General features: G+C 61.0%; 23 protein-coding genes. 19 read left to right on the top strand and 4 right to left on the bottom strand.

Annotated elements, in window-relative coordinates:
* Window positions 1–32: 32 nt before the first annotated feature.
* Complete coding sequence (locus tag LGQ10_RS30620; protein ID WP_226524142.1) at window positions 33–2441, bottom strand: DNA translocase FtsK; 2409 nt, start codon at window positions 2439–2441, stop codon at window positions 33–35.
* Between the two features lie 296 nt (window positions 2442–2737).
* On the opposite strand from LGQ10_RS30620, the gene trxB reads away from it, so the two are divergent.
* The 4 genes from trxB (at window position 2738) to infA (ending at window position 5524) form a co-directional block, all read left to right on the top strand.
* Window positions 2738–3688 (top strand): thioredoxin-disulfide reductase, encoded by a 951-nt coding sequence (gene trxB, locus LGQ10_RS30615; RefSeq protein ID WP_058436917.1) that lies wholly within the window; start codon window positions 2738–2740, stop codon window positions 3686–3688.
* A gap of 70 nt (window positions 3689–3758) precedes the next feature.
* Window positions 3759–4439 (top strand): leucyl/phenylalanyl-tRNA--protein transferase, encoded by a 681-nt coding sequence (gene aat / locus LGQ10_RS30610; RefSeq protein WP_226524141.1) that lies wholly within the window; start codon window positions 3759–3761, stop codon window positions 4437–4439.
* Between the two features lie 58 nt (window positions 4440–4497).
* Window positions 4498–5205 carry an arginyltransferase gene (locus tag LGQ10_RS30605; protein WP_058436919.1) on the top strand — a complete coding sequence of 236 codons (708 nt, stop codon included), beginning with the start codon at window positions 4498–4500 and terminating at the stop codon, window positions 5203–5205.
* A gap of 100 nt (window positions 5206–5305) precedes the next feature.
* Window positions 5306–5524, top strand: a complete 219-nt coding sequence (gene infA / locus LGQ10_RS30600; protein WP_002553999.1) for a translation initiation factor IF-1 — start codon at window positions 5306–5308, stop codon at window positions 5522–5524.
* A gap of 136 nt (window positions 5525–5660) precedes the next feature.
* Here infA and clpA read toward each other — a convergent pair whose 3' ends face one another.
* Entirely contained in the window at window positions 5661–7931 is a 2271-nt protein-coding gene (gene clpA / locus LGQ10_RS30595) for an ATP-dependent Clp protease ATP-binding subunit ClpA (RefSeq protein ID WP_226524140.1), read from the bottom strand.
* A gap of 29 nt (window positions 7932–7960) precedes the next feature.
* Window positions 7961–8323 (bottom strand): ATP-dependent Clp protease adapter ClpS, encoded by a 363-nt coding sequence (gene clpS / locus LGQ10_RS30590; protein ID WP_058434067.1) that lies wholly within the window; start codon window positions 8321–8323, stop codon window positions 7961–7963.
* A 223-nt stretch (window positions 8324–8546) separates the two neighbouring features.
* On the opposite strand from clpS, the gene cspD reads away from it, so the two are divergent.
* Window positions 8547–8804, top strand: a complete 258-nt coding sequence (cspD, locus tag LGQ10_RS30585) for a cold shock domain-containing protein CspD (protein ID WP_058434082.1) — start codon at window positions 8547–8549, stop codon at window positions 8802–8804.
* Between the two features lie 79 nt (window positions 8805–8883).
* Here the strand turns inward: cspD and icd are convergent, their stop codons facing one another.
* The gene (gene icd, locus LGQ10_RS30580; protein ID WP_226524139.1) at window positions 8884–10140 is read right to left on the bottom strand and encodes an NADP-dependent isocitrate dehydrogenase; all 1257 of its coding nucleotides are present in this window, start codon (window positions 10138–10140) and stop codon (window positions 8884–8886) included.
* 506 nt (window positions 10141–10646) lie between these two features.
* Here icd and LGQ10_RS30575 point away from each other — a divergent pair.
* The 14 genes from LGQ10_RS30575 (at window position 10647) to nuoF (ending at window position 26674) form a co-directional block, all read left to right on the top strand.
* Window positions 10647–12872: an NADP-dependent isocitrate dehydrogenase gene (locus LGQ10_RS30575; protein WP_226524138.1), complete on the top strand. Its 2226-nt coding sequence runs from the start codon at window positions 10647–10649 to the stop codon at window positions 12870–12872.
* A gap of 189 nt (window positions 12873–13061) precedes the next feature.
* Window positions 13062–13508, top strand: a complete 447-nt coding sequence (locus tag LGQ10_RS30570; RefSeq protein ID WP_058434071.1) for an NUDIX hydrolase — start codon at window positions 13062–13064, stop codon at window positions 13506–13508.
* 71 nt (window positions 13509–13579) lie between these two features.
* Window positions 13580–14713 carry a tRNA 2-thiouridine(34) synthase MnmA gene (gene mnmA, locus LGQ10_RS30565; protein ID WP_226524137.1) on the top strand — a complete coding sequence of 378 codons (1134 nt, stop codon included), beginning with the start codon at window positions 13580–13582 and terminating at the stop codon, window positions 14711–14713.
* Window positions 14710–15333, top strand: a complete 624-nt coding sequence (gene hflD, locus LGQ10_RS30560; RefSeq protein WP_058434073.1) for a high frequency lysogenization protein HflD — start codon at window positions 14710–14712, stop codon at window positions 15331–15333. The genes mnmA and hflD overlap by 4 nt, the downstream gene beginning before the upstream one ends.
* Window positions 15334–15462: 129 nt before the next feature.
* Window positions 15463–16833 (top strand): adenylosuccinate lyase, encoded by a 1371-nt coding sequence (purB, locus tag LGQ10_RS30555; protein WP_226524136.1) that lies wholly within the window; start codon window positions 15463–15465, stop codon window positions 16831–16833.
* Window positions 16834–16916: 83 nt separating this feature from the next.
* Window positions 16917–18086, top strand: coding sequence for a cupin domain-containing protein (locus LGQ10_RS30550; RefSeq protein WP_058434075.1), 1170 nt, complete (start codon window positions 16917–16919; stop codon window positions 18084–18086).
* Window positions 18079–18501 (top strand): GNAT family N-acetyltransferase, encoded by a 423-nt coding sequence (locus LGQ10_RS30545; RefSeq protein ID WP_022639642.1) that lies wholly within the window; start codon window positions 18079–18081, stop codon window positions 18499–18501. The genes LGQ10_RS30550 and LGQ10_RS30545 overlap by 8 nt, the downstream gene beginning before the upstream one ends.
* A gap of 170 nt (window positions 18502–18671) precedes the next feature.
* Complete coding sequence (locus LGQ10_RS30540; protein ID WP_226524135.1) at window positions 18672–19442, top strand: secretin N-terminal domain-containing protein; 771 nt, start codon at window positions 18672–18674, stop codon at window positions 19440–19442.
* A 486-nt stretch (window positions 19443–19928) separates the two neighbouring features.
* Complete coding sequence (gene aceA / locus LGQ10_RS30535; protein ID WP_226524134.1) at window positions 19929–21254, top strand: isocitrate lyase; 1326 nt, start codon at window positions 19929–19931, stop codon at window positions 21252–21254.
* A 616-nt stretch (window positions 21255–21870) separates the two neighbouring features.
* Window positions 21871–22284 carry an NADH-quinone oxidoreductase subunit A gene (locus tag LGQ10_RS30530; RefSeq protein WP_058434079.1) on the top strand — a complete coding sequence of 138 codons (414 nt, stop codon included), beginning with the start codon at window positions 21871–21873 and terminating at the stop codon, window positions 22282–22284.
* 10 nt (window positions 22285–22294) lie between these two features.
* Window positions 22295–22969: a NuoB/complex I 20 kDa subunit family protein gene (locus LGQ10_RS30525; protein ID WP_058434080.1), complete on the top strand. Its 675-nt coding sequence runs from the start codon at window positions 22295–22297 to the stop codon at window positions 22967–22969.
* A 71-nt stretch (window positions 22970–23040) separates the two neighbouring features.
* Complete coding sequence (gene nuoC / locus LGQ10_RS30520) at window positions 23041–24822, top strand: NADH-quinone oxidoreductase subunit C/D (protein ID WP_226524133.1); 1782 nt, start codon at window positions 23041–23043, stop codon at window positions 24820–24822.
* A gap of 2 nt (window positions 24823–24824) precedes the next feature.
* Complete coding sequence (gene nuoE, locus LGQ10_RS30515) at window positions 24825–25322, top strand: NADH-quinone oxidoreductase subunit NuoE (protein ID WP_161757446.1); 498 nt, start codon at window positions 24825–24827, stop codon at window positions 25320–25322.
* Entirely contained in the window at window positions 25319–26674 is a 1356-nt protein-coding gene (gene nuoF, locus LGQ10_RS30510; RefSeq protein ID WP_226524132.1) for an NADH-quinone oxidoreductase subunit NuoF, read from the top strand. The genes nuoE and nuoF overlap by 4 nt, the downstream gene beginning before the upstream one ends.
* Window positions 26675–26693: the final 19 nt, after the last annotated feature.

Raw genomic sequence — 26693 nt, 5'->3', positions numbered from 1 at the left:
GTGACATCACACCGCTCATATCGAAACAGGGATCAGTCGCGCGACGGGCCCGGGGCCAGCACTTCGCGGGAGCCGTTGGTATTCATTGCCGTCACTACGCCGGCCATTTCCATGGCTTCGATCATCCGCGCGGCACGGTTGTAACCAATCTTCAGCTTGCGCTGCACGGCGGAAATCGAAGCCCGGCGGCTTTCCAGCACGAACTGTACGGCTTCGTCGTAGAGCGCGTCGGCCTCCGGGTCATCGCCATCACCACCGCCGCTGCTGCCTTCGAAACCGCTGCCCGCCTCTTCGACACCGTTGAGGATGTCATCGTTGTACTCCGGCGCGCCGCGCAGCTTCCAGGCTTCCACCACGCGGTGCACTTCATCGTCGGAGACGAAAGCGCCGTGGACACGGATCGGCAGGCTGGTGCCGGGCGGCATGTAGAGCATGTCACCGTGGCCCAGCAGTTGTTCGGCGCCGCCCTGGTCGATGATGGTCCGCGAGTCGATCTTGCTCGACACCTGGAACGCCATGCGGGTCGGGATGTTGGCCTTGATCAGGCCGGTGATCACGTCCACCGACGGCCGCTGGGTCGCCAGGATCAGGTGGATACCGGCGGCCCGCGCCTTCTGGGCGATACGGGCGATCAGCTCTTCGACCTTCTTGCCGACGATCATCATCATGTCGGCGAACTCGTCCACCACCACCACGATGGTCGGTAGCTTGGTCAGCAGCGGCGCTTCATCGTGAATGCTCTCGCGGTTGTAGAGCGGATCGGCCAGCGGAGTACCGGCCTCCTCGGCTTCCTTGACCTTGGCATTGAAGCCCGAAAGGTTACGCACGCCCATCTTGGCCATGAGCTTGTAGCGCCGTTCCATCTCGGCCACGCTCCAGCGCAGGGCATTGGCGGCATCCTTCATGTCGGTGACCACCGGGCACAGCAGGTGCGGAATACCCTCGTAGATCGACAGTTCGAGCATCTTCGGGTCGATCATGATCAGCTTGGCGTCTTCGGGGCCGGACTTGAACAGGATCGACAGGATCATGGCGTTGACCCCCACCGACTTGCCGGAACCAGTGGTACCGGCCACCAACAGGTGCGGCATCTTCGCCAGGTCGGTGATGATCGGCTTGCCGCCGATATCGTGGCCCAGGGCCAGGGTGACCGGGGATTTGAAGTTGTCGTATTCCGGGGTGGACAGCACCTCGGAGAAACGCACGATCTGCCGGTCCTCGTTGGGAATCTCGATGCCCACCGTGGTCTTGCCCGGAATCACTTCCACCACGCGCACGCTGGTCACGGCCAGAGAGCGCGCCAGGTCCTTGGCCAGGTTGGCGATCCGGCTGACCTTGACCCCCGCCGCCGGCTGGATTTCGTAGCGGGTGATGACCGGACCGGGGTGGATGGAGTCCACTGCGACCTCGACCCCGAACTCCTTGAGCTTGATCTCCAGCAAGTGGCCGACGGCCGCCAGGGATTCGGGGGAATAGTTGAGCTGTTTCTTTTCTGCCGGATCGAGGATCGAGATCGGCGGCAAGGTGCCCTCCACCGCGCTGTCGACGAACAGGGGAACCTGTTTTTCCTTCTGCACGCGCTTGCTCGGCTCCGGCGCCTTGGTGGCGACCGGCGTGATCACCGGAGGCACCTGTTTCTCGCGCTCGGACATGTGCTTGCTCAGGGCCTGCTCGCGCTCGATCAGGCGTTCCTTGACCTTGGCCTGCTCGCGCTTGTCGGCGACGCTTGGAGCCACCACCTCGTCGACCCGGGCATCCACCTCGCGCAGTTGCGCCACCAGCTGCTTGCGCTCCACGCGCTCATCCCACCAGCGGTTGGCCGCGCCATGGACCAGCTCGAACAGGTCGAGGGTGATCTTGCCCGTGACATCCATGACCTTGAACCAGGACAGGTCGGTGAACACCGTCAGGCCGAACAGGAACAAGGCGATGAACATCAGGGTGCTGCCCTGCACATTCAGGGCATTCTTGGCCAGGTCACCAAGGCTTTCGCCCAGGGCGCCGCCCGCTCCGGCCGGCAGGCCTGTGGCAGCATGGAAATGGATGTGCGCCAACGCCGCGCCGGACAGCACCAGGAACACCAGCCCGATCAGCCGCCAGGAAAACAGCCAGCCGCTCCACTGCCAGGGTTCATGACGCTGGCGGAAAATCTGGTAGGTCTTGATCGCCAGCAGCAGCGGGAAGATATAGGCGAAATAACCCAGCACCATGAACAGCATGTCCGCGCTGTAGGAGCCGGCGGGACCACCGAAATTCTGCACATCCTCGATCTTGCTGTTGTGGCTCCAGCCCGGATCATCCTTGCCGTAGGTCAGAAGTGCCATCATCAGGAACAGGCACAGGGCTCCGATGGCGATCAGTGCACCTTCCTTGAGCCGGTAGTGCAATTGTTGACGCCAGAGCGGAACAACGGGTTTGGGTGCTGCGGTGGATTTCTTCAAAACGCGTCTTTTCCTGCGCCAGAGGCGCGTCCAACGGGTGATTGACTACACAGATACTGCTCAGGCCGAGCAGGTAAATAAAGTTGACCGGCGTAACTGGGGCTACTTTTAACACTGTGCCCCGTGCTTCTGAAACAGTGCAATCGCGAATAAGCCTGGCGCATCGTCACATTGTACGGATTTGTTCACGCCATGCCACGCCAGGAAGGTCTGCCGGACATCGTTTCCTGCCTGTCATGTAGTGTTCAATTGGAGCATGCATTCTCTTTGGTGACAAAGGCTTATGAGGTGTTTTTATGAACGATGCGAAGCATTCACGCCTGATCATCCTGGGCTCCGGCCCTGCTGGCTACAGCGCCGCCGTCTATGCCGCTCGCGCCAACCTCAGGCCGACCGTGATCACCGGCCTGCAAGCCGGCGGTCAACTGACCACCACCACCGAAGTGGACAACTGGCCCGGTGATGTCGAAGGCCTGACCGGCCCGGTACTGATGGAACGCATGCAGAAACATGCCGAGCGCTTCGACACCGAGATCGTTTATGACCACATTCATACTGCTCAGTTGCAACAGCGCCCCTTTATCCTCATCGGCGACAGCGGCACCTACAGCTGCGACGCCCTGATCATCGCCACCGGTGCATCGGCGCAATACTTGGGCCTGCCCTCCGAGGAAGCCTTTTCCGGCAAGGGGGTTTCCGCGTGCGCCACCTGCGATGGCTTCTTCTATCGCAACCAGGTGGTGGCAGTGATCGGTGGCGGCAATACCGCCGTGGAGGAAGCCTTGTACCTGTCGAACATCGCCCGGGAAGTACACCTGGTGCATCGTCGCGACAAGCTGCGCGCAGAGAAGATTCTTCAGGACAAACTGTTCGACAAGGCTGCCAACGGCAACATCCGCCTGCACTGGAACCAGCACCTGGACGAGGTACTGGGCGATGGCAGTGGAGTCACTGGAGCTCGCCTCAGGGATAGCCAGACCGGTACCACCCAGGATCTGGCGCTGTCCGGAGTGTTCATCGCCATCGGTCACAAGCCCAACACCGACCTGTTCCTTGGGCAATTGCAGATGCATGACGGCTACCTGCGGATCAAGGGCGGCAGCGAGGGCGACGCCACCGCCACCGACATCGAGGGCGTGTTCGCCGCCGGCGACGTGGCCGACCACGTCTACCGCCAGGCCGTCACTTCCGCCGGTGCCGGTTGCATGGCAGCCCTGGACGCGGAAAAATTCCTCGACGACCACTAAGGCCTCACCCTACGCTTGGGGCGGGCCCGCTGGCCCGCCGCCACCCTCCCCTGCCGCAAGTCTGGACGCCATGCTGACCTGGTTACAACGCAACAACCTTGACTTCCCCCCACTGGAAAAGGCCATGCGCGAGCCCAACGGCCTGCTGGCCGCGGGCGGCGACCTGTCGGCCGAGCGCCTGGTCCAGGCCTATCGCCACGGCTGCTTCCCCTGGTTTTCCGAGGGCCAGCCCATCCTCTGGTGGTCTCCAGACCCACGCACGGTCCTGTTTCCGGACGAGCTGCATGTATCGCGCAGCCTCGGCAAACTACTGCGCAAGCAGCGCTACCAGGTCACCTTCGACCAGGACTTCGCCGCAGTCATCAGTGCCTGCGCGGCACCAAGGACCTACGCCGACGGCACCTGGATCAGCGAAGCGATGCAGCAGGCCTACTTGCGCTTGCACCGGCAAGGCCACGCCCACTCGGTAGAAGTCTGGGACCAGGGCACGCTGGTGGGCGGGCTGTACGGGCTGGCCATGGGCCAGTTGTTCTTCGGCGAATCGATGTTCAGCCGCGCCGACAATGCCTCGAAGGTAGGTTTCGCGACACTGGTCGAACAGCTGAAGGCCTGGGGATTCGTCCTGGTCGACTGCCAGATGCCCACTGACCACCTGCACAGCCTGGGGGCCCGCGCCATTACCCGGACGGAGTTTGCCGACTACCTCAAACATCATCTGGACCAGCCGAGCCGCGCCACATGGCTTTCCTAGGCGGGCTTGGCGGTGGTGGCTTACACTTAAACCCAAAGCTTATCCCGAGGGTTGACTCATGACCGAGTTGGCGCGCCTGAAGTTCTATGCCACTCAACCCCACTCCTGCAGCTACCTGCCCGGCGAACAGGCCACCACCTTGTTCCTGGACCCCAGCCAGCCCATGGATGTGCATGTCTATGCGGACCTGTCGGAAATGGGCTTTCGCCGCAGTGGCGACCATCTGTACCGACCCCATTGCCAGAACTGCAATGCCTGTGTGCCTGCACGCATCCCGGCAGCGCAGTTCCTGCCCAATCGCCAGCAGAAACGCATTCTCAAGCGCAACAGCGACCTGAGCGTGCAAGCCGCCAAGCCCGCTTTCAGCGAAGAGTATTTCGACCTGTACCAGCGCTACATCGAGCAGCGCCATGCCGATGGCGACATGTTCCCCCCCAGTCGCGACCAGTTTTCGACGTTCCTGGTTCGTGACCTGCCTTTTTCACGCTTCTATGAGTTCCGCCTGGAGGGACGCTTGCTGGCCGTTGCCGTCACCGACCTGCTGCCCAACGGTCTCTCGGCGGTCTACACCTTCTACGAACCCGACGAAGAACGGCGCAGCCTGGGCCGTTATGCGATCCTCTGGCAGATCGGCGAAACCCTGCGCCTGGGGCTGGACGCGCTCTACCTGGGCTACTGGATCAAGAACTGCAAAAAGATGAACTACAAGACTCAATACCGCCCCATCGAGCTGCTGATCAACCAGAGATGGGTGATCCTGAACTAGAAGGTCTTGGCGTGAACCCCATTTTTCGGGCACAATGCACGCCGCTTTTGCCTGGCGCAGTTGCACCGGGCCATTAACTGGACACCGAGGGCTTTACTGCATGTCGAAAGAAGACAGCTTCGAAATGGAAGGCACTGTCGTCGACACCCTGCCCAACACCATGTTTCGCGTGGAGTTGGAAAATGGGCACGTCGTAACCGCGCACATCTCCGGCAAGATGCGCAAGAACTACATTCGTATTCTTACCGGCGACAAGGTGCGCGTCGAGCTGACTCCCTATGACTTGAGCAAAGGGCGCATCACTTACCGCGCTCGCTAAGCAAGTCAATACAAGACGCCCGGCCATGCCGGGCGTTTTTGTTCGCGCCTGAAAAAACCCGCGGCCAGGTTTCAAGCCCCCAGATAGCACAAAGGCACCTTTCGGTGCCTTTGGCGTTTCTACGAGGCTTGCGATATCAGGCCATTTCCGCCGTGGTCTCGAAATCGAAGGTCAACTCGCCATCCTTGATGTCGATGTGCACCACACCGCCATGGTCGGACAACTCGCCGAACAGGATCTCCTCGGCCAGAGGACGCTTGATCTTGTCCTGGATCAGACGCGCCATCGGGCGGGCGCCCATGGCCACGTCGTAACCACCGGCCGCCAGCCAGCTGCGGGCGGCATCGGTCACCTCCAACTGCACGCGCTTGTCTTCCAGCTGCGCTTGAAGCTCGGTAAGGAACTTGTCCACCACGCTCTTGATCACTTCGTGGCTCAGACGACCGAACTGGATAATGGTATCCAGGCGGTTGCGGAACTCCGGCGTGAAGCTCTTCTTGATCACTTCCATGGCATCGGAAGAATGATCCTGATGAGTGAAGCCGATGGAGGCGCGTGCCGCGGTCTCGGCTCCAGCGTTGGTGGTCATGATGACGATCACGTTGCGGAAGTCCGCCTTGCGCCCGTTGTTGTCGGTCAGGGTGCCGTGATCCATCACCTGCAACAGCAGGTTGAAGACTTCCGGGTGAGCCTTCTCGATTTCATCGAGCAGCAGCACGCAATGCGGTTGCTTGGTGATCGCCTCGGTCAACAGGCCGCCCTGGTCGAAACCGACATAACCGGGAGGCGCACCGATCAGGCGCGACACGGTATGCCGCTCCATGTACTCGGACATGTCGAAACGCACCAGCTCGATCCCCATGGCCTTGGCCAACTGCCGCGCCGCTTCGGTCTTGCCGACGCCGGTAGGACCGGCAAACAGGAACGAACCAACCGGCTTGTCCGGTGATTTGAGGCCAGCCCGGGACAACTTGATCGCAGTCGCCAGCGAATCGATCGCCGCATCCTGGCCGAACACGGTCAACTTGAGATCGCGCTCGAGGTTGCGCAGCAGCTCCTTGTCGGAACTGGTGACGTGCTTTGGCGGAATACGCGCGATTTTCGCCACGATATCCTCGACCTGAGGCACTTCGATGCGCTTGACGCGCTTCTCGGCCGGCTGCAGGCGCTGGTAGGCGCCCGCCTCGTCGATGACATCGATGGCCTTGTCCGGCATATGCCGGTCGTTGATGTAGCGCGAGGCCAGCTCCGCTGCGGCACGCAGGGCTTCATCGCTGTATTCGATGCCGTGGTGCTGCTCGAAACGTGGCTTGAGTCCGCGCAGGATGCCGATGGTGTCCTCGACCGAAGGCTCGGTGACATCGACCTTCTGGAAGCGCCGAGCCAGGGCCCGATCCTTCTCGAAAATGCCACGAAACTCCTGGAAGGTGGTCGAGCCGATGCAACGAATGTCACCCGAGGACAGCAATGGCTTGAGCAGATTCGATGCATCCATCACTCCGCCGGAAGCCGCACCGGCGCCGATGATGGTATGGATCTCGTCAATGAACAGGATCGCCTGCGGACGCTTCTTCAGCTCGCCCAGAAGCGCCTTGAAACGCTTCTCGAAGTCGCCACGGTACTTGGTACCGGCCAGCAGGGCTCCGAGATCCAGGGAGTAGACCACGCTGCTGGTCAGCAGGTCGGGCACCTGGTTATCGACGATGCGTTTGGCCAGGCCTTCGGCAATCGCGGTCTTGCCTACGCCGGCCTCACCCACCAGCAGAGGGTTGTTCTTGCGTCGGCGAGCGAGGATCTGCGCCACGCGCTCGACCTCGTGCTCGCGCCCAACCAGCGGATCGATGCGCCCCTGCCGGGCCAGTTCGTTGAGATTGCTGGCATAGGCATCCAGGGGATTGCCCGAAGAGGACGACTCACCACCCTCCTCGTCCTGCATTTCCTGTTCACCCTCGGAATGATCACCATGCCCGGGCACCTTGGAGATGCCATGGGCGATGTAGTTGACCACGTCGATGCGGGCAACGCTCTGCTGCTTCAGCAGGAACACGGCCTGGCTCTCCTGCTCGCTGAAGATCGCCACCAGCACATTGGCACCGGTGACTTCACGCTTGCCTGAGCTCTGCACATGAAACACAGCGCGCTGCAGCACACGCTGGAAGCCCAGGGTTGGCTGAGTCTCACGGTCTTCATCGTGCACGGGAATCAATGGCGTGGTGGAGTCGATGAACTCCTGCAGGTCATGCTTGAGCTTGTCGAGGTTTGCTCCGCAGGCACGGAGAACAGTTGCGGCGGCCTCATTATCCAAAAGAGCCAACAGAAGGTGCTCGACGGTCATGAACTCATGACGCTTCGAACGAGCCTCCTTGAAGGCGAGATTGAGGGTGACTTCGAGCTCGCGGTTTAACATAGCTTCACCTCATACCCAAGTGGTCGGCGTTAACCGTCCTTCTCGATTTCACAGAGTAGCGGATGCTGGCTTTCCCTGGCGTACTGATTGACCTGCATGGCCTTGGTCTCGGCGATGTCGCGGGTAAACAAACCACATACTGCCCGCCCTTCGGTATGGACGGCCAGCATGACCTTGGTCGCCAGCTCGCGATTCAGGTTAAAAAACAACTCGAGCACTTCGACGACGAAATCCATCGGGGTGTAGTCATCGTTGAACAAAACCACCTTGTACATCGGCGGCGCCTGTAGCGCAGGCTTGGCCTCCTGTACCGCCAAGCCAGCGGAATCGTCGTCGTGCAAGTCCGGTCGATCCTGATTGAATGTTAGTCGAATCTGGCTGATTGCATGCATGGAAAGAAGGTTCGTCAGTTGTGCAAATACAGTGGTGGGGGCGCCCTGGATGGAATTCAACTCCGACCGCCGGGTCACCTTGACTATCGGCAAAACGGTGTTACAACCAATAGGGCCCACATTGGGTAATAAACGTCCAAGGCGTCAACCTTTTTACCAGGTTCGACGGTGGATGAACTGGATGATACTCCAGTGATGGAGTCTGTTGCAGAGGGATATGAGTATGGCTAGCGGTAAGGTCAAGTGGTTCAACAATGCCAAGGGTTACGGCTTTATTAATGAGGAGGGTAAGAGCGACGATCTGTTTGCTCATTACTCGGCCATCGAAATGGATGGCTACAAGACCTTGAAAGCCGGACAGGCCGTGAGCTTCGAGATCATCCAAGGACCCAAGGGGCTGCATGCGGTCAAGATAAGCTCCCTGAAGGCGCCCGGAGAAATCCTTGCCGCCGAGGCCCTGCAAGAAAGCGCCTTGAGCTGAATTACCCAACATCCAGTCATGAAAAAACCGGCCGATTCAAGGGATTGAATCGGCCGGTTTGTTTTGTGCGTGATGCGGCTTACATGTGCGAGATCAGGGCATCACCGAAGGCCGAGGAAGACAACAGGGTTGCACCCTCCATCAGGCGTTCGAAGTCATAGGTCACGGTCTTGGCCGAGATGGCGCCGTTGGTGCCCTTGATGATCAAGTCCGCCGCTTCGGCCCAGCCCATGTGACGCAGCATCATCTCCGCGGAGAGAATCAGCGAGCCCGGGTTGACCTGGTCCTTGCCGGCATACTTGGGTGCGGTACCGTGGGTGGCTTCGAACATGGCCACGGTGTCGGACAGGTTGGCACCTGGAGCGATACCAATACCACCGACTTCCGCCGCCAGGGCGTCAGACAGGTAGTCACCATTGAGGTTGAGGGTTGCGATCACATCGTATTCGGCCGGGCGCAGCAGGATCTGCTGGAGCATGGCGTCGGCGATGGCATCCTTGACGATGACGTTCTTGCCGGTTTTCGGGTTCTTGAACTGCATCCACGGGCCACCGTCCAGCAGGGTCGCGCCGAACTCTTCGGCCGCCACTTCATAGGCCCATTCCTTGAAGGCACCTTCGGTGAACTTCATGATGTTGCCTTTGTGCACGATGGTCAGCGAGTCACGATCGTTATCCACTACGTATTGCAGCGCTTTGCGCGCCAGACGCTTGGTGCCCTGCAAGGAAACCGGCTTGACGCCGATGCCGCAGTTTTCATCGAAACGGATCTTGGTGACACCCATTTCCTCTTTAAGGAACTTGATGACCTTGGTGGCTTCTGCCGAACCGGCTTTCCACTCGATACCGGCGTAAATGTCCTCGGAATTTTCACGGAAGATGGTCATGTCCACATCACCAGGCTTCTTCACCGGGCTGGGCACGCCTTCGAACCAGCGCACCGGGCGCAGGCACACATAAAGATCGAGCTGCTGACGCAGGGCCACGTTCAGGGAACGGATGCCACCACCGACCGGCGTGGTCAGCGGGCCCTTGATGGAAACCACGTAGTCTTTCACCGCATCCAGGGTTTCCTGAGGCAGCCAGGTGTCCTGGTCGTACACTTGAGTCGCTTTTTCCCCGGCATACACTTCCATCCAGGAAATCTTGCGGTCGCCGCCGTAGGCTTTTTTCACTGCAGCATCGACAACCTTGATCATGACCGGGCTGATATCAACGCCAATACCGTCGCCTTCGATGAAAGGAATAATCGGGTTGTTAGGAACATTGAGAGAATGGTCTGCGTTGACGGTGATTTTGTCGCCGACTGCTGGAACCTGAATCTTCTTGTATCCCATGCTGAACTCCGTTGTGTGGATTGAACATCTGGCTGCATTCGAGCGTAACCCAGTTGAATCTGGACGGGAACCTCATGTTCCACCCATATGCCGCGAAAGCGTTGCAACACGCGGCCTACAAGCCTGAAAGCAAAGGGAAAAGTGCCAAACTCAAGCACTGGCGCCGACTCTACGCCGCGGCCCTGCCTGCGACCTTTAGACCAATGGACGAGCGCCTGCGCCTATGAAGCATCGGCGTTTTGCCAGCTACCTATGTATAATGCCGCCGCTGACCACAGAGTCACGACGGCCGAACGCTCTGCTACCGGAAAAAGACTAGCCGAGACTGGCCGCCCAAAGCCGGGTTGTTACCGCAACCCACCCGCTTGACGCTCGACTGATGCACCCAACATCACCGCGAAGAAATCTCGACATTCGGCTCATGGACGACCTTTGAACGAAAGCGCTTACCCGGCGCACCTCGAGTTTCTGCGCACGCTTTAGCAAAGAAGAGAGTTAATCCGAATATGCCCACCCGCTCGAAGATCATCTATACCTTCACCGACGAAGCCCCGGCCCTCGCCACCTATTCCCTGCTGCCTATCGTAGAAGCCTTCACCGCTTCGGCTGATATCGCCGTGGAAACCCGCGACATCTCCCTGGCTGGGCGTATTCTCGCCAGTTTCCCCGAGCAGCTGGGCGCCAAAGCGGTGCCGGATCACCTCGCCGAACTGGGCGAGCTGGCGGTCACCCCGCAAGCCAACATCATCAAGCTGCCGAACATCAGCGCCTCGGTACCGCAACTGCAAGCCGCGATCAAGGAACTGCAGGCCCAGGGTTATGCCCTGCCGGACTACCCCGAGACCGTCGCCAGCGACGCCGACAAAGACGCCAAGGCCCGCTACGACAAGGTCAAGGGCAGCGCCGTGAACCCGGTCCTGCGTGAAGGTAACTCCGACCGCCGCGCACCGCTGTCGGTGAAGAACTACGCACGCAAGCACCCGCACAAGATGGGCGCCTGGGCCAAGGACTCCAAGTCCCACGTTGCCCACATGAGCAACGGCGACTTCTACGGCAGCGAAAAAGCCGCCCTGATCGAAGCAGCCGACAGCGTCAAGATCGAGCTGATCGCCCAGGACGGCACTGCCACCGTCCTGAAGGAAAAGACCACCGTGCAAGCCGGTGAGATCCTCGATTGCGCCGTGATGAGCAAAAAGGCCCTGCGCGCCTTCATCGCTGCCGAAATCGAAAGCGCCAAGCAACAAGGCGTACTGCTCTCGGTACACCTGAAGGCCACCATGATGAAAGTCTCCGACCCGATCATGTTCGGCCAGATCGTTGCCGAGTTCTATCAGGACGCCCTGAGCAAGCACGCTGCCGTGCTGCAGGAAATCGGCTTCAACCTGAACAACGGCATCGGCGACCTGTACGCCCGCATCAAGGCCCTGCCGGCCGACCAGCAAGCCGCCATCGAAGCTGACATCCAGGCCGTCTACGCAGCCCGCCCTGCCCTGGCCATGGTCAACTCTGACAAGGGCATCACCAACCTGCACGTGCCGAGCGACGTGATCGTCGACGCCTCGATGCCAGCCATGATCCGTGACTCCGGCAAGATGTGGGGCACCGACGGCCAGCTGCACGACACCAAGGCCGTGATCCCGGACCGTTGCTACGCCACCATCTACCAGGCTGTGATCGAAGACTGCAAAGCCAATGGCGCGTTCGATCCGACCACCATGGGCAGCGTGCCGAACGTTGGCCTGATGGCGAAAAAAGCCGAAGAGTACGGCTCCCACGACAAGACCTTCGAAATCAAGGCTGACGGCGTGGTTCGCGTCACCGACGGCAAAGGCAGCCTGCTGCTGGAGCAGAAAGTCGAAGCCGGCGACATCTTCCGCATGTGCCAGACCAAGGACGCGCCGATCCAGGATTGGGTCAAGCTGGCGGTCAACCGTGCTCGCGCCAGCAGCACCCCGGCCATTTTCTGGCTGGACCCGATGCGCGCCCACGACGGCGTGATGATCGAGAAAGTTCAGGCCTACCTGAAGGATCACGACACCAGCGACCTGGACATCCGCATCATGTCTCCGGTTGAAGCCATGAAGTTCACCCTGGCCCGCACCCGCGACGGCAAGGACACCATCTCGGTGACCGGCAACGTCCTGCGCGACTACCTGACCGACCTGTTCCCGATCATGGAACTGGGCACCAGTGCCAAGATGCTGTCGATCGTACCGCTAATGAACGGTGGCGGCCTGTTCGAAACCGGCGCTGGCGGCTCGGCGCCGAAGCACGTGCAGCAACTGCTGGAAGAGAACTTCCTGCGCTGGGACTCCCTGGGCGAGTTCCTGGCCCTGGCCGCTTCCCTGGAGCACCTGGGCAACACCTACAACAACCCGAAAGCCCTGGTACTGGCCAAGACCCTGGACCAGGCCACCGGTCAGTTCCTGGACAACAACAAGTCGCCATCGCGCAAAGTCGGCAACATCGACAACCGCGGCAGCCACTTCTACCTGGCGCTGTACTGGGCACAGGCCCTGGCTACCCAGACCGAGGACACTGCCCTGCAAGCGCAGTTCAGCACCCTGGCCAAGACCCTGGCCGAGAACGAAGCGACCATCGTCGCCGAGCTCAACACCGTACAGGGCAAGCCCGTGGACATCGGCGGCTACTACAGCGCCAACCCTGAGCTGGTGAGCAAGGCCATGCGTCCGAGCGCCACGCTCAACGCGGCTATCGCTGCACTGGTTTAAGTCGTACCGCTGTAATGCAAACCCCGGCCCCGCGCCGGGGTTTGTGCTTTCTGTACAACACCCTTGCTTGCGACAAGGGGCCGCGATGGGCCAAGCGAAACGCGCGACCTTCATCGCGAGCAAGCTTCGCTCCTACAGGAATGGGTGTTCGATTTATGATGGTCGCCCACTCAACACGGAGCCTTATCCATGGAATGGCAACCCCATATCACCGTCGCAACTGTCGTCGAGGACCAGGGACGATTCCTGTTCGTCGAGGAGTACCAGGGCGAACAGGCAGTGCTCAATCAACCCGCCGGACACCTGGACGCCAACGAGAGCCTGCTCCAGGCAGCCGTGCGCGAGACCCTCGAGGAAACCGGCTGGGACGTGGAATTGACCGGCGTAGTGGGCATCTACCTCTACACCGCCCCCAGCAACGGCGTGACCTACCAGCGCGTGTGCTTTGCCGCCAAGCCGCTGCGCCACCATCCGGACTATCAACTGGATGACGGCATCATCGGCCCGCGCTGGCTGAGTCGCGACCAGTTGCTGGAGCAACGACCCCACTGGCGCAGCGAGCTGATCCTGCAGTGCCTGGACGATTATCTGGACGGCCAACTGCACAGCCTGGCGCTGATCCGTCCGTCGCTTTAACCGCAGTTTTAGCCTTGCAGGCCTCAGCCTGTTAGAATCGCGTCCTTTTTCAAGACACCCGTTGAATTCCTATGCGTGATCCAGCCCCTTCTGACACCCAAAAGAAGCGCGTCATTGTCGGCATGTCCGGCGGCGTGGATTCTTCCGTTTCCGCCCTCCTGCTGATGGAGCAGGGTTACCAGGTGGAAGGCCTGTTCATGAAGAACTGGGAGGAAGACGACGGAACCGAATACTGCACCGCCATGGACGACCTGGCCGATGCCCAGGCCGTCTGCGACAAGCTCGGCATCAAGCTGCACACCGCCAACTTCGCCGCCGAGTACTGGGACAACGTGTTCGAGCACTTCCTGGAAGAATACAAGGCTGGCCGCACGCCGAACCCGGACATCCTGTGCAACCGCGAAATCAAGTTCAAGGCGTTCCTCGACTACGCCATGATGCTCGGCGCCGACCTGATCGCCACCGGCCACTATGTGCGCCGCCGCGACATCGATGGCCGCACCGAACTGCTCAAGGGCCTGGACCCGAACAAGGACCAGAGCTACTTCCTGCATGCCGTGGGTGGTGAACAGATCGCCAAGACCCTGTTCCCGGTCGGCGAGCTGGAAAAACCCGAAGTGCGCGCGATTGCCGAGAAACACGATCTGGCCACGGCAAAGAAGAAAGACTCCACCGGCATCTGTTTTATCGGTGAACGGCGCTTCAGCGACTTCCTCAAGCAGTACCTGCCGGCCCAGCCCGGCGAGATCAAGACCACCGAAGGTGAAGTCATCGGTCGCCATCACGGCCTGATGTACCACACCATCGGCCAGCGCCAGGGCCTGGGCATCGGCGGCCTGAAAGACGCCGGCGACGAGCCCTGGTACGTGCTGTTCAAGGACCTGGAACATAACGAGCTGATCGTCGGCCAGGGCAATGATCACCCGTGGCTGTTCTCCCGCGCCCTGCTGGCATCCGACATCTATTGGGTCAACCCCGTCGACCTGAGCCAGCCCCGGCGCCTCACCGCCAAGGTGCGCTACCGCCAGAGCGACCAGCCCTGCACCCTGGAGCTGACCCCCAGCGGCTACCGCGCGACCTTCGACGACCCGCAGCGCGCCGTGACGCCCGGTCAGTCCGTGGTGTTCTACGACGGCGAGATCTGCCTCGGTGGCGGCGTGATCGAAGTGGCCGAACCCTGGAGCAGCAAGGACGCCCGTCCATGAGCCCGACTCAGGAGCAACTGACGGCCCTGGGCGGCGTGTTCCTGGCCGCCGTGCTGGTGGACCGGATCGCCAAGACCGGACAGGTCAGCGAGGCCGCCCTGAGCTGCATGCTCGGCAGCCTGCTGATCCGCGACCCGAAGGACACCCTGGAGGTCTACGGCGGCGACGACATCAACCTGCGCGAAGGCTACCGGGCCCTGATCGGCGCCCTGGAGCGCGACCCCAGCACCCTGCAGCGCGAGCCCCTGCGCTATGCCCTGTCGATGCTCGGGCTGGAGCGCCAGCTGGCCAAGCGCGACGACCTGCTGGACACCATCGGCAAGCGCCTGCCGCAGATCCAGTCCCAGGTGGAACACTTCGGCCCGGCCCATGAAAACGTCATCGCCGCGTGCGGCGGGCTGTATCAGGACACCCTGAGCACCCTGCGCCAGCGCATCCAGGTACATGGCGACATGCGCAACCTGCAGCAGCCCAGCAACGCCTCGAAGATCCGTGCCCTGCTACTGGCCGGCATTCGTTCGGCACGCCTTTGGCGGCAGTTGGGCGGCCATCGCTGGCAACTGGTGATCAGCCGGCGCAAATTGCTCAAGGAACTCTATCCATTGATGCGCAGCAGCTGAGCTGCGCTCGCGCTACCCGCTTTTTTCAAGAGCTGCGCGTAAGACGCTGGTCAGTTGGCAACGGACCGGCGGATATTTTCATGTATGATACGCGCCCCATTTCGTTGCCCGACTGTCCGAGAACACCCCATGCAGCTCTCTTCGCTCACTGCGGTTTCCCCTGTTGACGGCCGCTACGCCGGCAAAACCCAGGCCCTGCGCCCCATTTTCAGCGAATACGGCCTGATCCGTGCTCGCGCCCTCGTCGAGGTACGCTGGCTCCAGCGCCTGGCGGCCCACAGCGCCATCAGCGAAGTCCCGGCGTTCACCGCCGAAGCCAACGCCGTGCTCAACACCCTGGCGGAAAACTTCGCCCTCGAGCACGCCGAGCGCGTCAAGGAAATCGAGCGCACCACCAACCACGACGTCAAGGCCATCGAGTACCTGCTCAAGGAACAAGCCGCCAAGCTGCCTGAGCTGGCCAACGTCAGTGAATTCATCCACTTCGCCTGCACCAGCGAGGACATCAACAACCTGTCCCACGCCCTGATGCTGCGTGAAGGCCGTGATGAAGTGCTGCTGCCGCTGATGCGCCAGATCGCCAATGCCATCCGCGAGCTGGCCATTCGCTTCGCCGAAGTACCGATGCTCTCGCGCACCCACGGCCAGCCGGCGTCGCCGACCACCCTGGGCAAGGAACTGGCCAACGTGGTGTACCGCCTGGAGCGCCAGATCACCCAGGTCGCAGCCGTCCCGCTGCTGGGCAAGATCAACGGTGCCGTGGGCAACTACAACGCTCACCTGTCGGCCTACCCGGACATCGACTGGGAAGCCAACGCCCGCGCCTTCATCGAAGACGAACTGGGCCTGGCCTTCAACCCCTACACCACGCAGATCGAACCGCACGACTACATTGCCGAACTGTTCGACGCCATCGCGCGCTTCAACACCATCCTGATCGACTTCGACCGCGACATCTGGGGCTACATCTCCCTGGGCTACTTCAAGCAGAAGACCATCGCGGGTGAAATCGGCTCCTCGACCATGCCGCACAAGGTCAACCCGATCGACTTCGAGAACTCCGAAGGTAACCTCGGCATCGCCAACGCGCTGTTCCAGCACCTGGCCAGCAAGCTGCCAATCTCCCGCTGGCAGCGCGACCTGACCGACTCCACCGTGCTGCGCAACCTGGGCGTCGGTTTCGCCCACAGCGTGATCGCCTACGAGGCCAGCCTCAAGGGCATCAGCAAGCTGGAACTCAACGCCCAGAAGATCGCCGAGGACCTGGACGCCTGCTGGGAAGTGCTGGCCGAACCGATCCAGACAGTGATGCGTCGCTACAACATCGAAAATCCTTACGAAAAACTCAAGGAACTGACGCGCGGCAAGGGCATCAGCCCCGAGGCGCTGCAGACTTTCATCGACGGGCTGGACATGCCTGCCGCGGCCAAGGCCGAGCTGAAACAGCTCACCCCGGCCAGCTACATCGGTAATGCCGCGGCCCAGGCCAGGCGCATCTGAAGTAGCGCCTGAGCTGTTGACGCCCGGCCGCGCCGGGCGTTTTTATTCCTGGTAGAAAAATACATTTTTTCAATAGGTTACACATGAATCCTGATACTCCTCTGCAACTTCTGGGCGGCCTCACCGCACGGGAATTCCTGCGTGACTACTGGCAGAAGAAACCGCTGTTGGTGCGCCAGGCCATGCCTGACTTCCAAAGCCCGATCGACGCCGACGAACTGGCCGGCCTGGCCCTGGAAGAAGAAGTCGAATCGCGCCTGGTCATCGAGAACGGCGAGCGCCCCTGGGAGCTGCGTCGCGGCCCGTTTGCCGAAGACGAGTTCAGCAAACTGCCGGAGCGCGACTGGACCCTGCTGGTCCAGGCCGTGGACCAGTTCGTGCCGGAAGTCGCCGAGTTGCTGGAGCAGTTCCGCTTCCTGCCCAGCTGGCGCATCGACGATGTGATGATCAGCTTCGCCGCGCCAGGCGGTAACGTCGGCCCGCACTTCGACAACTACGATGTGTTCCTGCTGCAGGGGCATGGCAAGCGCAACTGGAAGATCGGCCAGATGTGCGACTCCGAAAGCCCGTTGATGCAGCACGCGGACCTGCGCATCCTCGCCGAATTCGAAGAAACCGAAAGCTGGGTCCTCGAGCCGGGCGACATGCTCTACCTGCCGCCGCGCCTGGCCCACTACGGTATCGCGGTCAACGACTGCATGACCTACTCGGTAGGCTTTCGCGCACCAAGCGCCGCCGAAGTACTGACCCACTTCACCGACTTCCTCAGCCAGTTCCTGCCCGACGAAGAGCGCTACACCGACGCCGACGCACAACCTGTCGCCGACCCGCACCAGATCCAGCACGATGCCCTCGACCGCCTCAAGGGGCTGCTGGCCGAGCACATGGGTGACGAGCGCCTGCTGCTGACCTGGTTCGGCCAGTTCATGACCGAACCACGCTACCCCGAGTTGGTGGCAGGCCCGGAAGCCATGCCCGAGGAAGACTTGCTGGATAGCCTGGAACAGGGCGCGGTACTGATTCGCAACCCGAGCGCGCGCCTGGCCTGGTCCGAAGTGGATGATGACTTGTTACTGTTTGCCAGCGGTCAAAGCCGCCTGCTTCCCGGTAAACTGCGCGAGCTGTTGAAAATGATTTGCGCCGCCGATGCGCTGCACATCGACAACCTCGGCCCCTGGCTGGCGGATGACGACGGGCGCGGCCTGCTGTGCGAACTGGTCAAGCAAGGGAGCCTGGGATTTGCCGATGAATAAGATTCACGTACGTGTCGCAGACTGGCAAAAGGATAACGCCGAGATCCGGCGCATTCGTGAAGCGGTATTCATTGCCGAACAATCGGTTCCACCTGAACTGGAGTGGGATTCGGACGACAACGGTGCCGTGCACTTCCTGGCTTTCGAAGGCGACTTCGCCATCGGTACCGCACGCCTGCTGCCCGATGGCCATGTTGGCCGGGTTTCGGTACTCAAGGACTGGCGCGGCCTGAAGGTCGGCGACGCCCTGATGCGTGCAGTGATCGACGAGGCCGAAAAGCGCGGCCTGAAACAGCAGATGCTCAGCGCCCAGGTCCAGGCCACGCCATTCTATGAGCGCCTGGGCTTCTCCATCGTCAGCGAGGAATTCCTCGAGGCGGGCATCCCCCACGTCGACATGGTGCGCGGCGCCTGACCGCTCGTTCATCCGGCGAGCAATGCAAGCGCCCCGCCATCCCCTGCGCCAACAGGCCCAGGACCAGGATGGCGGGGCGTTTTGCCGTCTAGGATTCAACTTGCCCCACCCAAAGCCGACAAAGTGTCAAACTCGAGGCTTTACGCCAGCTATTCGCGGAGATAACGGATATGTCCCTACGCACCTTGCTCACGACGCTGCTGCTGACCTTTGGCTGCTCGGTCATGGCAGCCACCGAAATCGTGCCCCTGAACAACCGCACCAGCGCCGACCTGCTGCCGGTGGCGCAGAACTTCCTCGGCAAGGACGGCAAGGTCAGCGCCTATGGCAACCAACTGATCGTCAACGCCGAGCCGGACAAGATTGCCGAACTGCGGGCCTTCATCGCCCAACTGGACACCGCAGCCAAGCGCCTGCTGATCACCGTCGACACCAACGAGAACAACTTCCAGGACAATCAGGGCTACACCGTCAACGGCGCACCGCAGACACGCATCATCAATCGCAGCACCGAGAGCCGCGACGGTGGCATCCAGCAAGTCCAGGCCAGCGAAGGCGTGCCGGCGCTGATCCAGGTCGGCCAGAGCGTGCCCCTGACCACTACCCAGACCGACACCTATGGCCGTCTGCAGAACCAGACCCAGTACCGCAACGTCACCCAGGGCTTCTATGTGACCGCCAGCGTCACCGGCGAGACCGTGCACCTGAGCATCAGCACAAACCGTGACCGAATGAGCCAGGAACGTCCCGATGTAGTGAACGTGCAAAGCACCGACACAACGGTCAGCGGCCGACTCGGCGAGTGGATTACCCTAGCGGGCGTCAATCGCCAGACCCAGGCCGATAAACTGAGCCAGAGCCGCAGCTACTCGACTCAGGGGCGGGATGACATGACTTTGCGGGTCAAGGTCGAGGCACTGGACCAAAGCACCAAAAACTGACTGATTAGTCGTCTTAGACCAAAGATGTAGTGCCACAAAAAAAGCACTACAAAACATTTGACGAGCTAAAAAAGCGCGGGCATGATGGCCTCGCTCCCGCTAATCAGGGGCCCTGGCAAGGGCCTTCGGATCGCTGCTCTAACCTACCCACCTGAGCCGATTCGTGTCTGTACCGCCCACAAGGCGCGCTTGACGAGATTGCGACTGGAACGAAGTTGTCCCGAGGGACGGAAGCGTAACTAGGTAGATCGGCAACACACTGAAGGAACGCGAAAAGGCCCACGACGCCCGGACGCTCCCTGCAGCTGGCCTCCACCTGCTCACTCTCCCCTCGAGCCCATCGTTCATCCGTCGCAATTCCCGCCAAGTTCGACTTGAGCACCTAGCCTCTGGTCAGCGAGCAGCCCACTACGCACTTTTTCAGAACCTGCGTAATCGGCGGAGCAGGAATTTTCCACCAAGACCTATGCGACGAGGTTTATCTCCATGGCACTGACACGCGAACAGCAAATTGCAGCCCTCGAAAAAGACTGGGCCGAAAACCCGCGCTGGAAAGGCGTGACCCGTACCTACACCGCCGCCGATGTCGTTCGCCTGCGTGGTTCCGTTCAGCCAGAGCACACCCTGGCCCGCATGGGTGCCGAGAAACTGTGGAACCTGATCACCAAGGGTGCTCACCCATCCTTCCGTCCGGAAAAAGATTTCGTCAACTGCATGGGCGCCCTGACCGGCGGCCAGGCTGTTCAACAGGTCAAGGCTGGCATCCAGGCCATCTACCTGTCCGGCTGGCAAGTGGCTGCGGACAACAACTCCGCTGAATCCATGTACCCAGACCAGTCGCTGTACCCGGTGGACTCGGTTCCAACCGTGGTCAAGCGCATCAACAACTCGTTCCGTCGCGCCGACCAGATCCAGTGGAAAGCCGGCAAGAACCCGGGCGACGACGGCTACATCGACTACTTCGCTCCAATCGTGGCTGACGCCGAAGCCGGTTTCGGCGGCGTGCTGAACGCCTACGAGCTGATGAAGAACATGATCGAGGCAGGCGCTGCCGGCGTTCACTTCGAAGACCAGCTGGCCTCGGTTAAAAAATGCGGCCACATGGGCGGCAAGGTACTGGTACCCACCCAGGAAGCCGTGCAGAAGCTGAGCGCTGCCCGCCTGGCAGCCGACGTTGCTGGCGTACCGACCATCATCCTGGCCCGTACCGACGCCAACGCCGCTGACCTGCTGACCAGCGACTGCGACCCGTACGACCAGCCATTCGTGGTCGGCGACCGTACACCGGAAGGCTTCTACAAAGTCCGCGCCGGCCTGGATCAAGCCATCGCCCGTGGCCTGGCTTACGCGCCATACGCCGACCTGATCTGGTGCGAAACCGCCAAGCCGGATCTGGACGAAGCCCGCCGCTTCGCCGAAGCGATCAAGAAGGAGTACCCGGACCAGATCCTGTCGTACAACTGCTCGCCTTCCTTCAACTGGAAGAAGAACCTGGACGACGCCACCATCGCCAAGTTCCAGCGCGAACTGTCGGCAATGGGCTACAAGCACCAGTTCATCACCCTGGCCGGCATCCACAACATGTGGCACGGCATGTTCAACCTGGCGCACGACTACGCCCGCAACGACATGACCGCCTACGTGAAGCTGCAGGAGCAGGAATTCGCCGACGCATCCAAAGGCTACACCTTCGTTGCGCACCAGCAGGAAGTGGGTACCGGCTACTTCGACGACATGACCACCGTGATCCAGGGTGGCAAATCCTCGGTAACCGCCCTGACCGGCTCCACCGAAGAAGAGCAGTTCCACTGATTCAGGTACTACACCTGATCGAGCGGCCAATGCAGGACCGGTAAGAACAACTGCATTGCTGTAAATCTGACGCCCCGACTGGTTCGGGGCGTTTTTTTTGCCTGCCCCCACCACCTCGAGCCTGGCACGGTGACACGCCATCCCCCTGTCGCCGCTTATCCCGCCCCCTCTCGCGACCCGGTACCGCAGCCGAGCGCACGAAAAATCGGCAAAACATTGATCCAGAGCGGTGTCCTCGACGAGGAAACAGGTTAAAAGGTGCGCCCCTGCTACTTGCAGTAACAGGGATATAACAAGCAACTTTCCCACGCCCCGAAGGAAAGCAGTTTAAAACAACCCCCAAACAATATTGATTATCATTTAGATATTGCGAATTTCGTTACAGCAGAAACAAAACATAATTAACAAAACCTCCGCTAATGCCCGCAGGCCGCGGCTTGCGGGACTGCGAAGGTGAGCTATGTCCTTATTACGATAAACAATTTCGCTTCAGAAATTTTACTTGCCCGTTGTTTAGCCATAAAATCAGCGCGATTGATTGCACTGCGACATATCGTCACTGCGTTATTTCTTTATCAAGCTCAGAGACTCTTGCTCTCTGTTAAGGATTACCAGCATGCCCGAAGCGACAGGACTCATGGCCCACAACTGGGGCTTTGCCATTTTCCTTCTGGGTGTTGTCGGCCTATGCGCCTTCATGCTCGGCCTCTCCAGCCTCCTCGGGTCAAAAGCCTGGGGCCGCAGCAAGAACGAACCGTTCGAGTCCGGCATGCTACCTACCGGTGGCGCCCGCTTGCGGTTCTCAGCCAAATTCTATCTGGTCGCGATGCTCTTCGTGATCTTCGATATCGAAGCCCTCTTTCTCTTTGCCTGGTCTGTGTCCGTCCGCGAAAGCGGCTGGACCGGATTCGTCGAAGCTCTCGTTTTCATAGCAATTCTGTTGGCAGGTCTTGTCTACCTTTGGCGAGTGGGGGCTCTTGACTGGGCTCCGGAAGGTCGTCGTAAGCGGCAGGCGAAGCTAAAACAATGAGGCTTTGGCAATGCAATACAATCTCACCAGGATCGACCCGGATGCTCCTAACGACCAGTACCCGATCGGCGAACGGGAAACCGTTTCCGATCCGTTAGAGGATCAGGTCCACAAAAACATCTTCATGGGCAAGCTGGAAGACGTGCTGAACGGCGCGGTCAACTGGGGGCGTAAGAACTCCCTGTGGCCGTACAACTTCGGCCTGTCCTGCTGCTACGTGGAAATGACCACTGCCTTCACGGCGCCCCACGACATCGCGCGCTTTGGCGCCGAGGTTATCCGGGCATCGCCGCGTCAGGCGGACTTCATGGTTATCGCCGGTACCTGCTTCATCAAGATGGCGCCGATCATCCAGCGTCTCTATGAGCAAATGCTCGAGCCAAAATGGGTTATCTCCATGGGTTCGTGCGCCAACTCCGGCGGCATGTACGACATCTACTCCGTAGTTCAGGGGGTGGACAAGTTCCTGCCCGTGGACGTCTACGTACCTGGCTGCCCGCCCCGCCCTGAAGCGTTCCTGCAAGGCTTGATGCTTTTGCAGGAGTCGATTGGCCAGGAGCGTCGCCCACTGTCCTGGGTCGTCGGTGATCAAGGCGTGTATCGCGCCGAAATGCCGTCGCAAAAGGAAGCGCGCCGCGAACAGCGTATTCAGGTCACCAACCTGCGCAGCCCTGACGAAGTCTGATCCAGATCTGTTCTTAACCAAGAAACGACACTGGCTTCACTCTTTACGTTGACCGAAAGCGATAAAAAACCATGACTACAGGCAGTGCTCTGTACATCCCGCCTTATAAGGCTGACGACCAGGATGTGGTCGTCGAACTCAATAACCGTTTTGGCCCCGAGGCGTTCACCGCCCAGGCCACCCGCACCGGCATGCCGGTGCTGTGGGTCGAGCGCTCCAAGCTCGTCGAAGTACTGACCTTCCTGCGCAACCTGCCCAAGCCATACGTCATGCTCTATGACCTGCATGGCGTGGACGAGCGCCTGCGCACCAAGCGCCAGGGCCTGCCAGGTGCCGACTTCAGTGTGTTCTACCACCTGCTGTCGATCGAACGAAACAGCGACGTGATGATCAAGGTGGCCCTGTCCGAAGGCGACCTGAACCTGCCGTCCGTGACCGGTATCTGGCCCAACGCCAACTGGTACGAACGTGAAGTCTGGGATATGTTCGGCATCGATTTTGCCGGCCACCCTCACCTCTCGCGCATCATGATGCCGCCGACCTGGGAAGGTCACCCGCTGCGCAAGGACTTCCCGGCCCGTGCCACCGAATTCGACCCCTTCAGCCTGAACCTGGCCAAGCAGCAGTTGGAAGAAGAAGCCGCACGCTTCCGTCCAGAGGACTGGGGCATGAAGCGTTCCGGCGCCAACGAGGACTACATGTTCCTCAACCTGGGCCCGAACCACCCTTCGGCCCACGGCGCGTTCCGCATCATCCTGCAGCTGGACGGTGAAGAGATCGTCGACTGCGTACCGGACATCGGCTACCACCACCGTGGTGCCGAGAAGATGGCCGAGCGCCAGTCCTGGCACAGTTTCATCCCCTACACCGACCGCATCGACTACCTCGGCGGGGTGATGAACAACCTTCCGTACGTGCTCTCGGTAGAGAAACTGGCCGGCATCAAGGTGCCCGAGAAAGTCGACACCATTCGCATCATGCTGGCCGAGTTCTTCCGGATCACCAGCCACCTGCTGTTCCTGGGCACCTATATCCAGGACGTCGGTGCCATGACGCCGGTGTTCTTCACCTTCACCGACCGCCAGCGTGCCTACAAGGTCATCGAGGCCATCACCGGCTTCCGCCTGCACCCGGCCTGGTACCGCATCGGTGGCGTGGCCCACGACCTGCCGCGCGGCTGGGACAAGCTGGTCAAGGAATTCGTCGACTGGCTGCCCAAGCGCCTCGACGAGTACACCAAGGCTGCCCTGCAGAACAGCATCCTCAAGGGCCGGACCATCGGTGTCGCCACCTACAACACCAAGGAAGCCCTCGAGTGGGGTACCACCGGCGCCGGCCTGCGCTCCACCGGTTGCGACTTCGACCTGCGCAAGGCCCGTCCATACTCGGGTTACGAGAACTTCGAATTCGAAGTGCCGCTGGCCCACAACGGCGATGCCTACGATCGCTGCATGGTCCGTGTCGAGGAGATGCGCCAGAGTATCCGCATCATCGACCAGTGCCTGCGCAACATGCCGGAAGGCCCGTACAAGGCGGATCACCCGCTGACCACGCCGCCGCCCAAAGAGCGCACCCTGCAGCACATCGAGACCTTGATCACCCACTTCCTGCAGGTTTCGTGGGGCCCGGTCATGCCGGCCAACGAGTCCTTCCAGATGATCGAAGCGACCAAGGGCATCAACAGTTATTACCTGACGAGCGATGGCGGCACCATGAGCTACCGCACCCGGATCCGTACCCCAAGCTTCGCCCACCTGCAGCAGATCCCTTCGGTGATCCGCGGCAGCATGGTCGCGGACTTGATCGCGTACCTGGGTAGTATCGACTTCGTTATGGCCGACGTGGACCGCTAAGCATGAACAGCACGCTTATCCAGACAGACCGTTTCGCCCTGAGCGAAACCGAGCGCTCGGCCATCGAGCACGAGATGCATCACTACGAAGACCCGCGCGCGGCGTCCATCGAAGCCCTGAAGATCGTCCAGAAGGAACGTGGCTGGGTGCCGGACGGCGCCGTCTACGCCATCGGCGAGATCCTCGGCATTCCAGCCAGCGATGTCGAAGGCGTGGCCACCTTCTACAGCCAGATCTTCCGTCAGCCGGTCGGCCGCCACATCATCCGCGTCTGCGACAGCATGGTCTGCTACATCGGCGGCCATGAATCCGTGGTCAGCCAGATCCAGAGCGAGCTGGGCATCGGCCTCGGCCAGACCACCAGCGACGGCCGCTTCACCCTGCTGCCGGTGTGCTGCCTGGGCAACTGCGACAAGGCCCCGGCGCTGATGATCGACGACGACACTTTCGGCGACGTGCAGCCTGCTGGCGTGGCCAAACTGTTGGAGGGCTACGTATGACCCTGACATCCTTCGGCCCTGCGAACCGCATCCAGCGCAGCGCAGAAACCCACCCCCTGACCTGGCGCCTGCGCGACGACGGGGAGCCGGTATGGCTCGACGAGTACCAGGCCAAGAACGGCTACGCGGCGGCCCGCAAGGCCTTCGCCGACCTGTCCCAGGACGACATCGTGCAGACCGTCAAGGATGCCGGCCTCAAGGGTCGCGGCGGTGCGGGCTTCCCCACCGGCGTGAAGTGGGGCCTGATGCCCAAAGACGAATCCATGAACATCCGCTACCTGCTGTGCAACGCGGATGAAATGGAGCCCAACACCTGGAAGGACCGCATGCTGATGGAGCAACTGCCCCATCTGCTGATCGAAGGCATGCTGATCAGTGCCCGTGCACTGAAAACCTACCGTGGCTACATCTTCCTGCGCGGCGAGTACACCACCGCCGCCAAGCACCTGCGTCGTGCCGTGGAAGAAGCCAAGGCCGCAGGCCTTCTGGGCAAGAACATCCTGGGCAGCGGCTTCGATTTCGAGCTGTTCGTCCACACCGGCGCCGGGCGGTACATCTGCGGTGAAGAAACCGCACTGATCAACTCCCTGGAAGGCCGTCGCGCCAACCCGCGCTCCAAGCCGCCCTTCCCTGCCGCCGTGGGCGTGTGGGGCAAGCCGACCTGCGTGAACAACGTCGAGACCCTGTGCAACGTGCCGGCGATCATCGGCGACGGCGTGGAGTGGTACAAATCCCTGGCCCGCGAAGGCAGCGAAGACCACGGCACCAAGCTGATGGGCTTCTCCGGCAAGGTGAAGAACCCCGGCCTGTGGGAGTTGCCATTCGGCGTGACCGCACGTGAGCTGTTCGAAGACTACGCCGGCGGCATGCGCGATGGCTTCAAGCTCAAGTGCTGGCAGCCAGGTGGCGCCGGTACCGGTTTCCTGTTGCCAGAACACCTGGATGCACAGATGTATGCCGGCGGCATCGCCAAAGTGGGCACCCGCATGGGTACCGGCCTGGCCATGGCGGTGGACGACAGCATCAACATGGTGTCGTTGCTGCGCAACATGGAGCAGTTCTTCGCCCGCGAATCCTGTGGTTTCTGCACCCCTTGCCGCGATGGCCTGCCATGGAGCGTCAAGCTGCTGATGGCCCTGGAGAACGGCCAGGGTCAGCAGGGCGACATCGAGACCCTGCTGGGTCTGGTGGGTTTCCTCGGCCCAGGCAAGACCTTCTGTGCTCACGCACCGGGTGCCGTGGAGCCATTGGGCAGCGCCATCAAGTATTTCCGTCCAGAGTTCGAAGCCGGCATCGCGCCCACCAGCGCCGCTGTCCCGCCTCTGGCCCGACCGATCGTAGTCGGCGCGTAACGCTTAAATGAGAGCGCAG

The sequence above is a fragment of the Pseudomonas sp. L5B5 genome, assembly GCF_020520285.1.
Classification (GTDB): domain Bacteria; phylum Pseudomonadota; class Gammaproteobacteria; order Pseudomonadales; family Pseudomonadaceae; genus Aquipseudomonas.
Note: the sequence above shows the minus strand (reverse complement) of the source record. Positions and strands in the feature narration are given on the sequence as shown.

What these genes read in the sequence shown, in the direction of transcription:
- trxB (WP_058436917.1), top strand. Translation starts at nt 2,738, where the DNA reads ATGAACGATGCGAAGCATTCACGCCTGATCATCCTGGGCTCCGGCCCT.
- aat (WP_226524141.1), top strand. Translation starts at nt 3,759, where the DNA reads ATGCTGACCTGGTTACAACGCAACAACCTTGACTTCCCCCCACTGGAA.
- LGQ10_RS30605 (WP_058436919.1), top strand. Translation starts at nt 4,498, where the DNA reads ATGACCGAGTTGGCGCGCCTGAAGTTCTATGCCACTCAACCCCACTCC.
- infA (WP_002553999.1), top strand. Translation starts at nt 5,306, where the DNA reads ATGTCGAAAGAAGACAGCTTCGAAATGGAAGGCACTGTCGTCGACACC.
- clpA (WP_226524140.1), bottom strand. Translation starts at nt 7,931, where the DNA reads ATGTTAAACCGCGAGCTCGAAGTCACCCTCAATCTCGCCTTCAAGGAG.
- clpS (WP_058434067.1), bottom strand. Translation starts at nt 8,323, where the DNA reads ATGCATGCAATCAGCCAGATTCGACTAACATTCAATCAGGATCGACCG.
- cspD (WP_058434082.1), top strand. Translation starts at nt 8,547, where the DNA reads ATGGCTAGCGGTAAGGTCAAGTGGTTCAACAATGCCAAGGGTTACGGC.
- icd (WP_226524139.1), bottom strand. Translation starts at nt 10,140, where the DNA reads ATGGGATACAAGAAGATTCAGGTTCCAGCAGTCGGCGACAAAATCACC.
- LGQ10_RS30575 (WP_226524138.1), top strand. Translation starts at nt 10,647, where the DNA reads ATGCCCACCCGCTCGAAGATCATCTATACCTTCACCGACGAAGCCCCG.
- LGQ10_RS30570 (WP_058434071.1), top strand. Translation starts at nt 13,062, where the DNA reads ATGGAATGGCAACCCCATATCACCGTCGCAACTGTCGTCGAGGACCAG.
- mnmA (WP_226524137.1), top strand. Translation starts at nt 13,580, where the DNA reads ATGCGTGATCCAGCCCCTTCTGACACCCAAAAGAAGCGCGTCATTGTC.
- hflD (WP_058434073.1), top strand. Translation starts at nt 14,710, where the DNA reads ATGAGCCCGACTCAGGAGCAACTGACGGCCCTGGGCGGCGTGTTCCTG.
- purB (WP_226524136.1), top strand. Translation starts at nt 15,463, where the DNA reads ATGCAGCTCTCTTCGCTCACTGCGGTTTCCCCTGTTGACGGCCGCTAC.
- LGQ10_RS30550 (WP_058434075.1), top strand. Translation starts at nt 16,917, where the DNA reads ATGAATCCTGATACTCCTCTGCAACTTCTGGGCGGCCTCACCGCACGG.
- LGQ10_RS30545 (WP_022639642.1), top strand. Translation starts at nt 18,079, where the DNA reads ATGAATAAGATTCACGTACGTGTCGCAGACTGGCAAAAGGATAACGCC.
- LGQ10_RS30540 (WP_226524135.1), top strand. Translation starts at nt 18,672, where the DNA reads ATGTCCCTACGCACCTTGCTCACGACGCTGCTGCTGACCTTTGGCTGC.
- aceA (WP_226524134.1), top strand. Translation starts at nt 19,929, where the DNA reads ATGGCACTGACACGCGAACAGCAAATTGCAGCCCTCGAAAAAGACTGG.
- LGQ10_RS30530 (WP_058434079.1), top strand. Translation starts at nt 21,871, where the DNA reads ATGCCCGAAGCGACAGGACTCATGGCCCACAACTGGGGCTTTGCCATT.
- LGQ10_RS30525 (WP_058434080.1), top strand. Translation starts at nt 22,295, where the DNA reads ATGCAATACAATCTCACCAGGATCGACCCGGATGCTCCTAACGACCAG.
- nuoC (WP_226524133.1), top strand. Translation starts at nt 23,041, where the DNA reads ATGACTACAGGCAGTGCTCTGTACATCCCGCCTTATAAGGCTGACGAC.
- nuoE (WP_161757446.1), top strand. Translation starts at nt 24,825, where the DNA reads ATGAACAGCACGCTTATCCAGACAGACCGTTTCGCCCTGAGCGAAACC.
- nuoF (WP_226524132.1), top strand. Translation starts at nt 25,319, where the DNA reads ATGACCCTGACATCCTTCGGCCCTGCGAACCGCATCCAGCGCAGCGCA.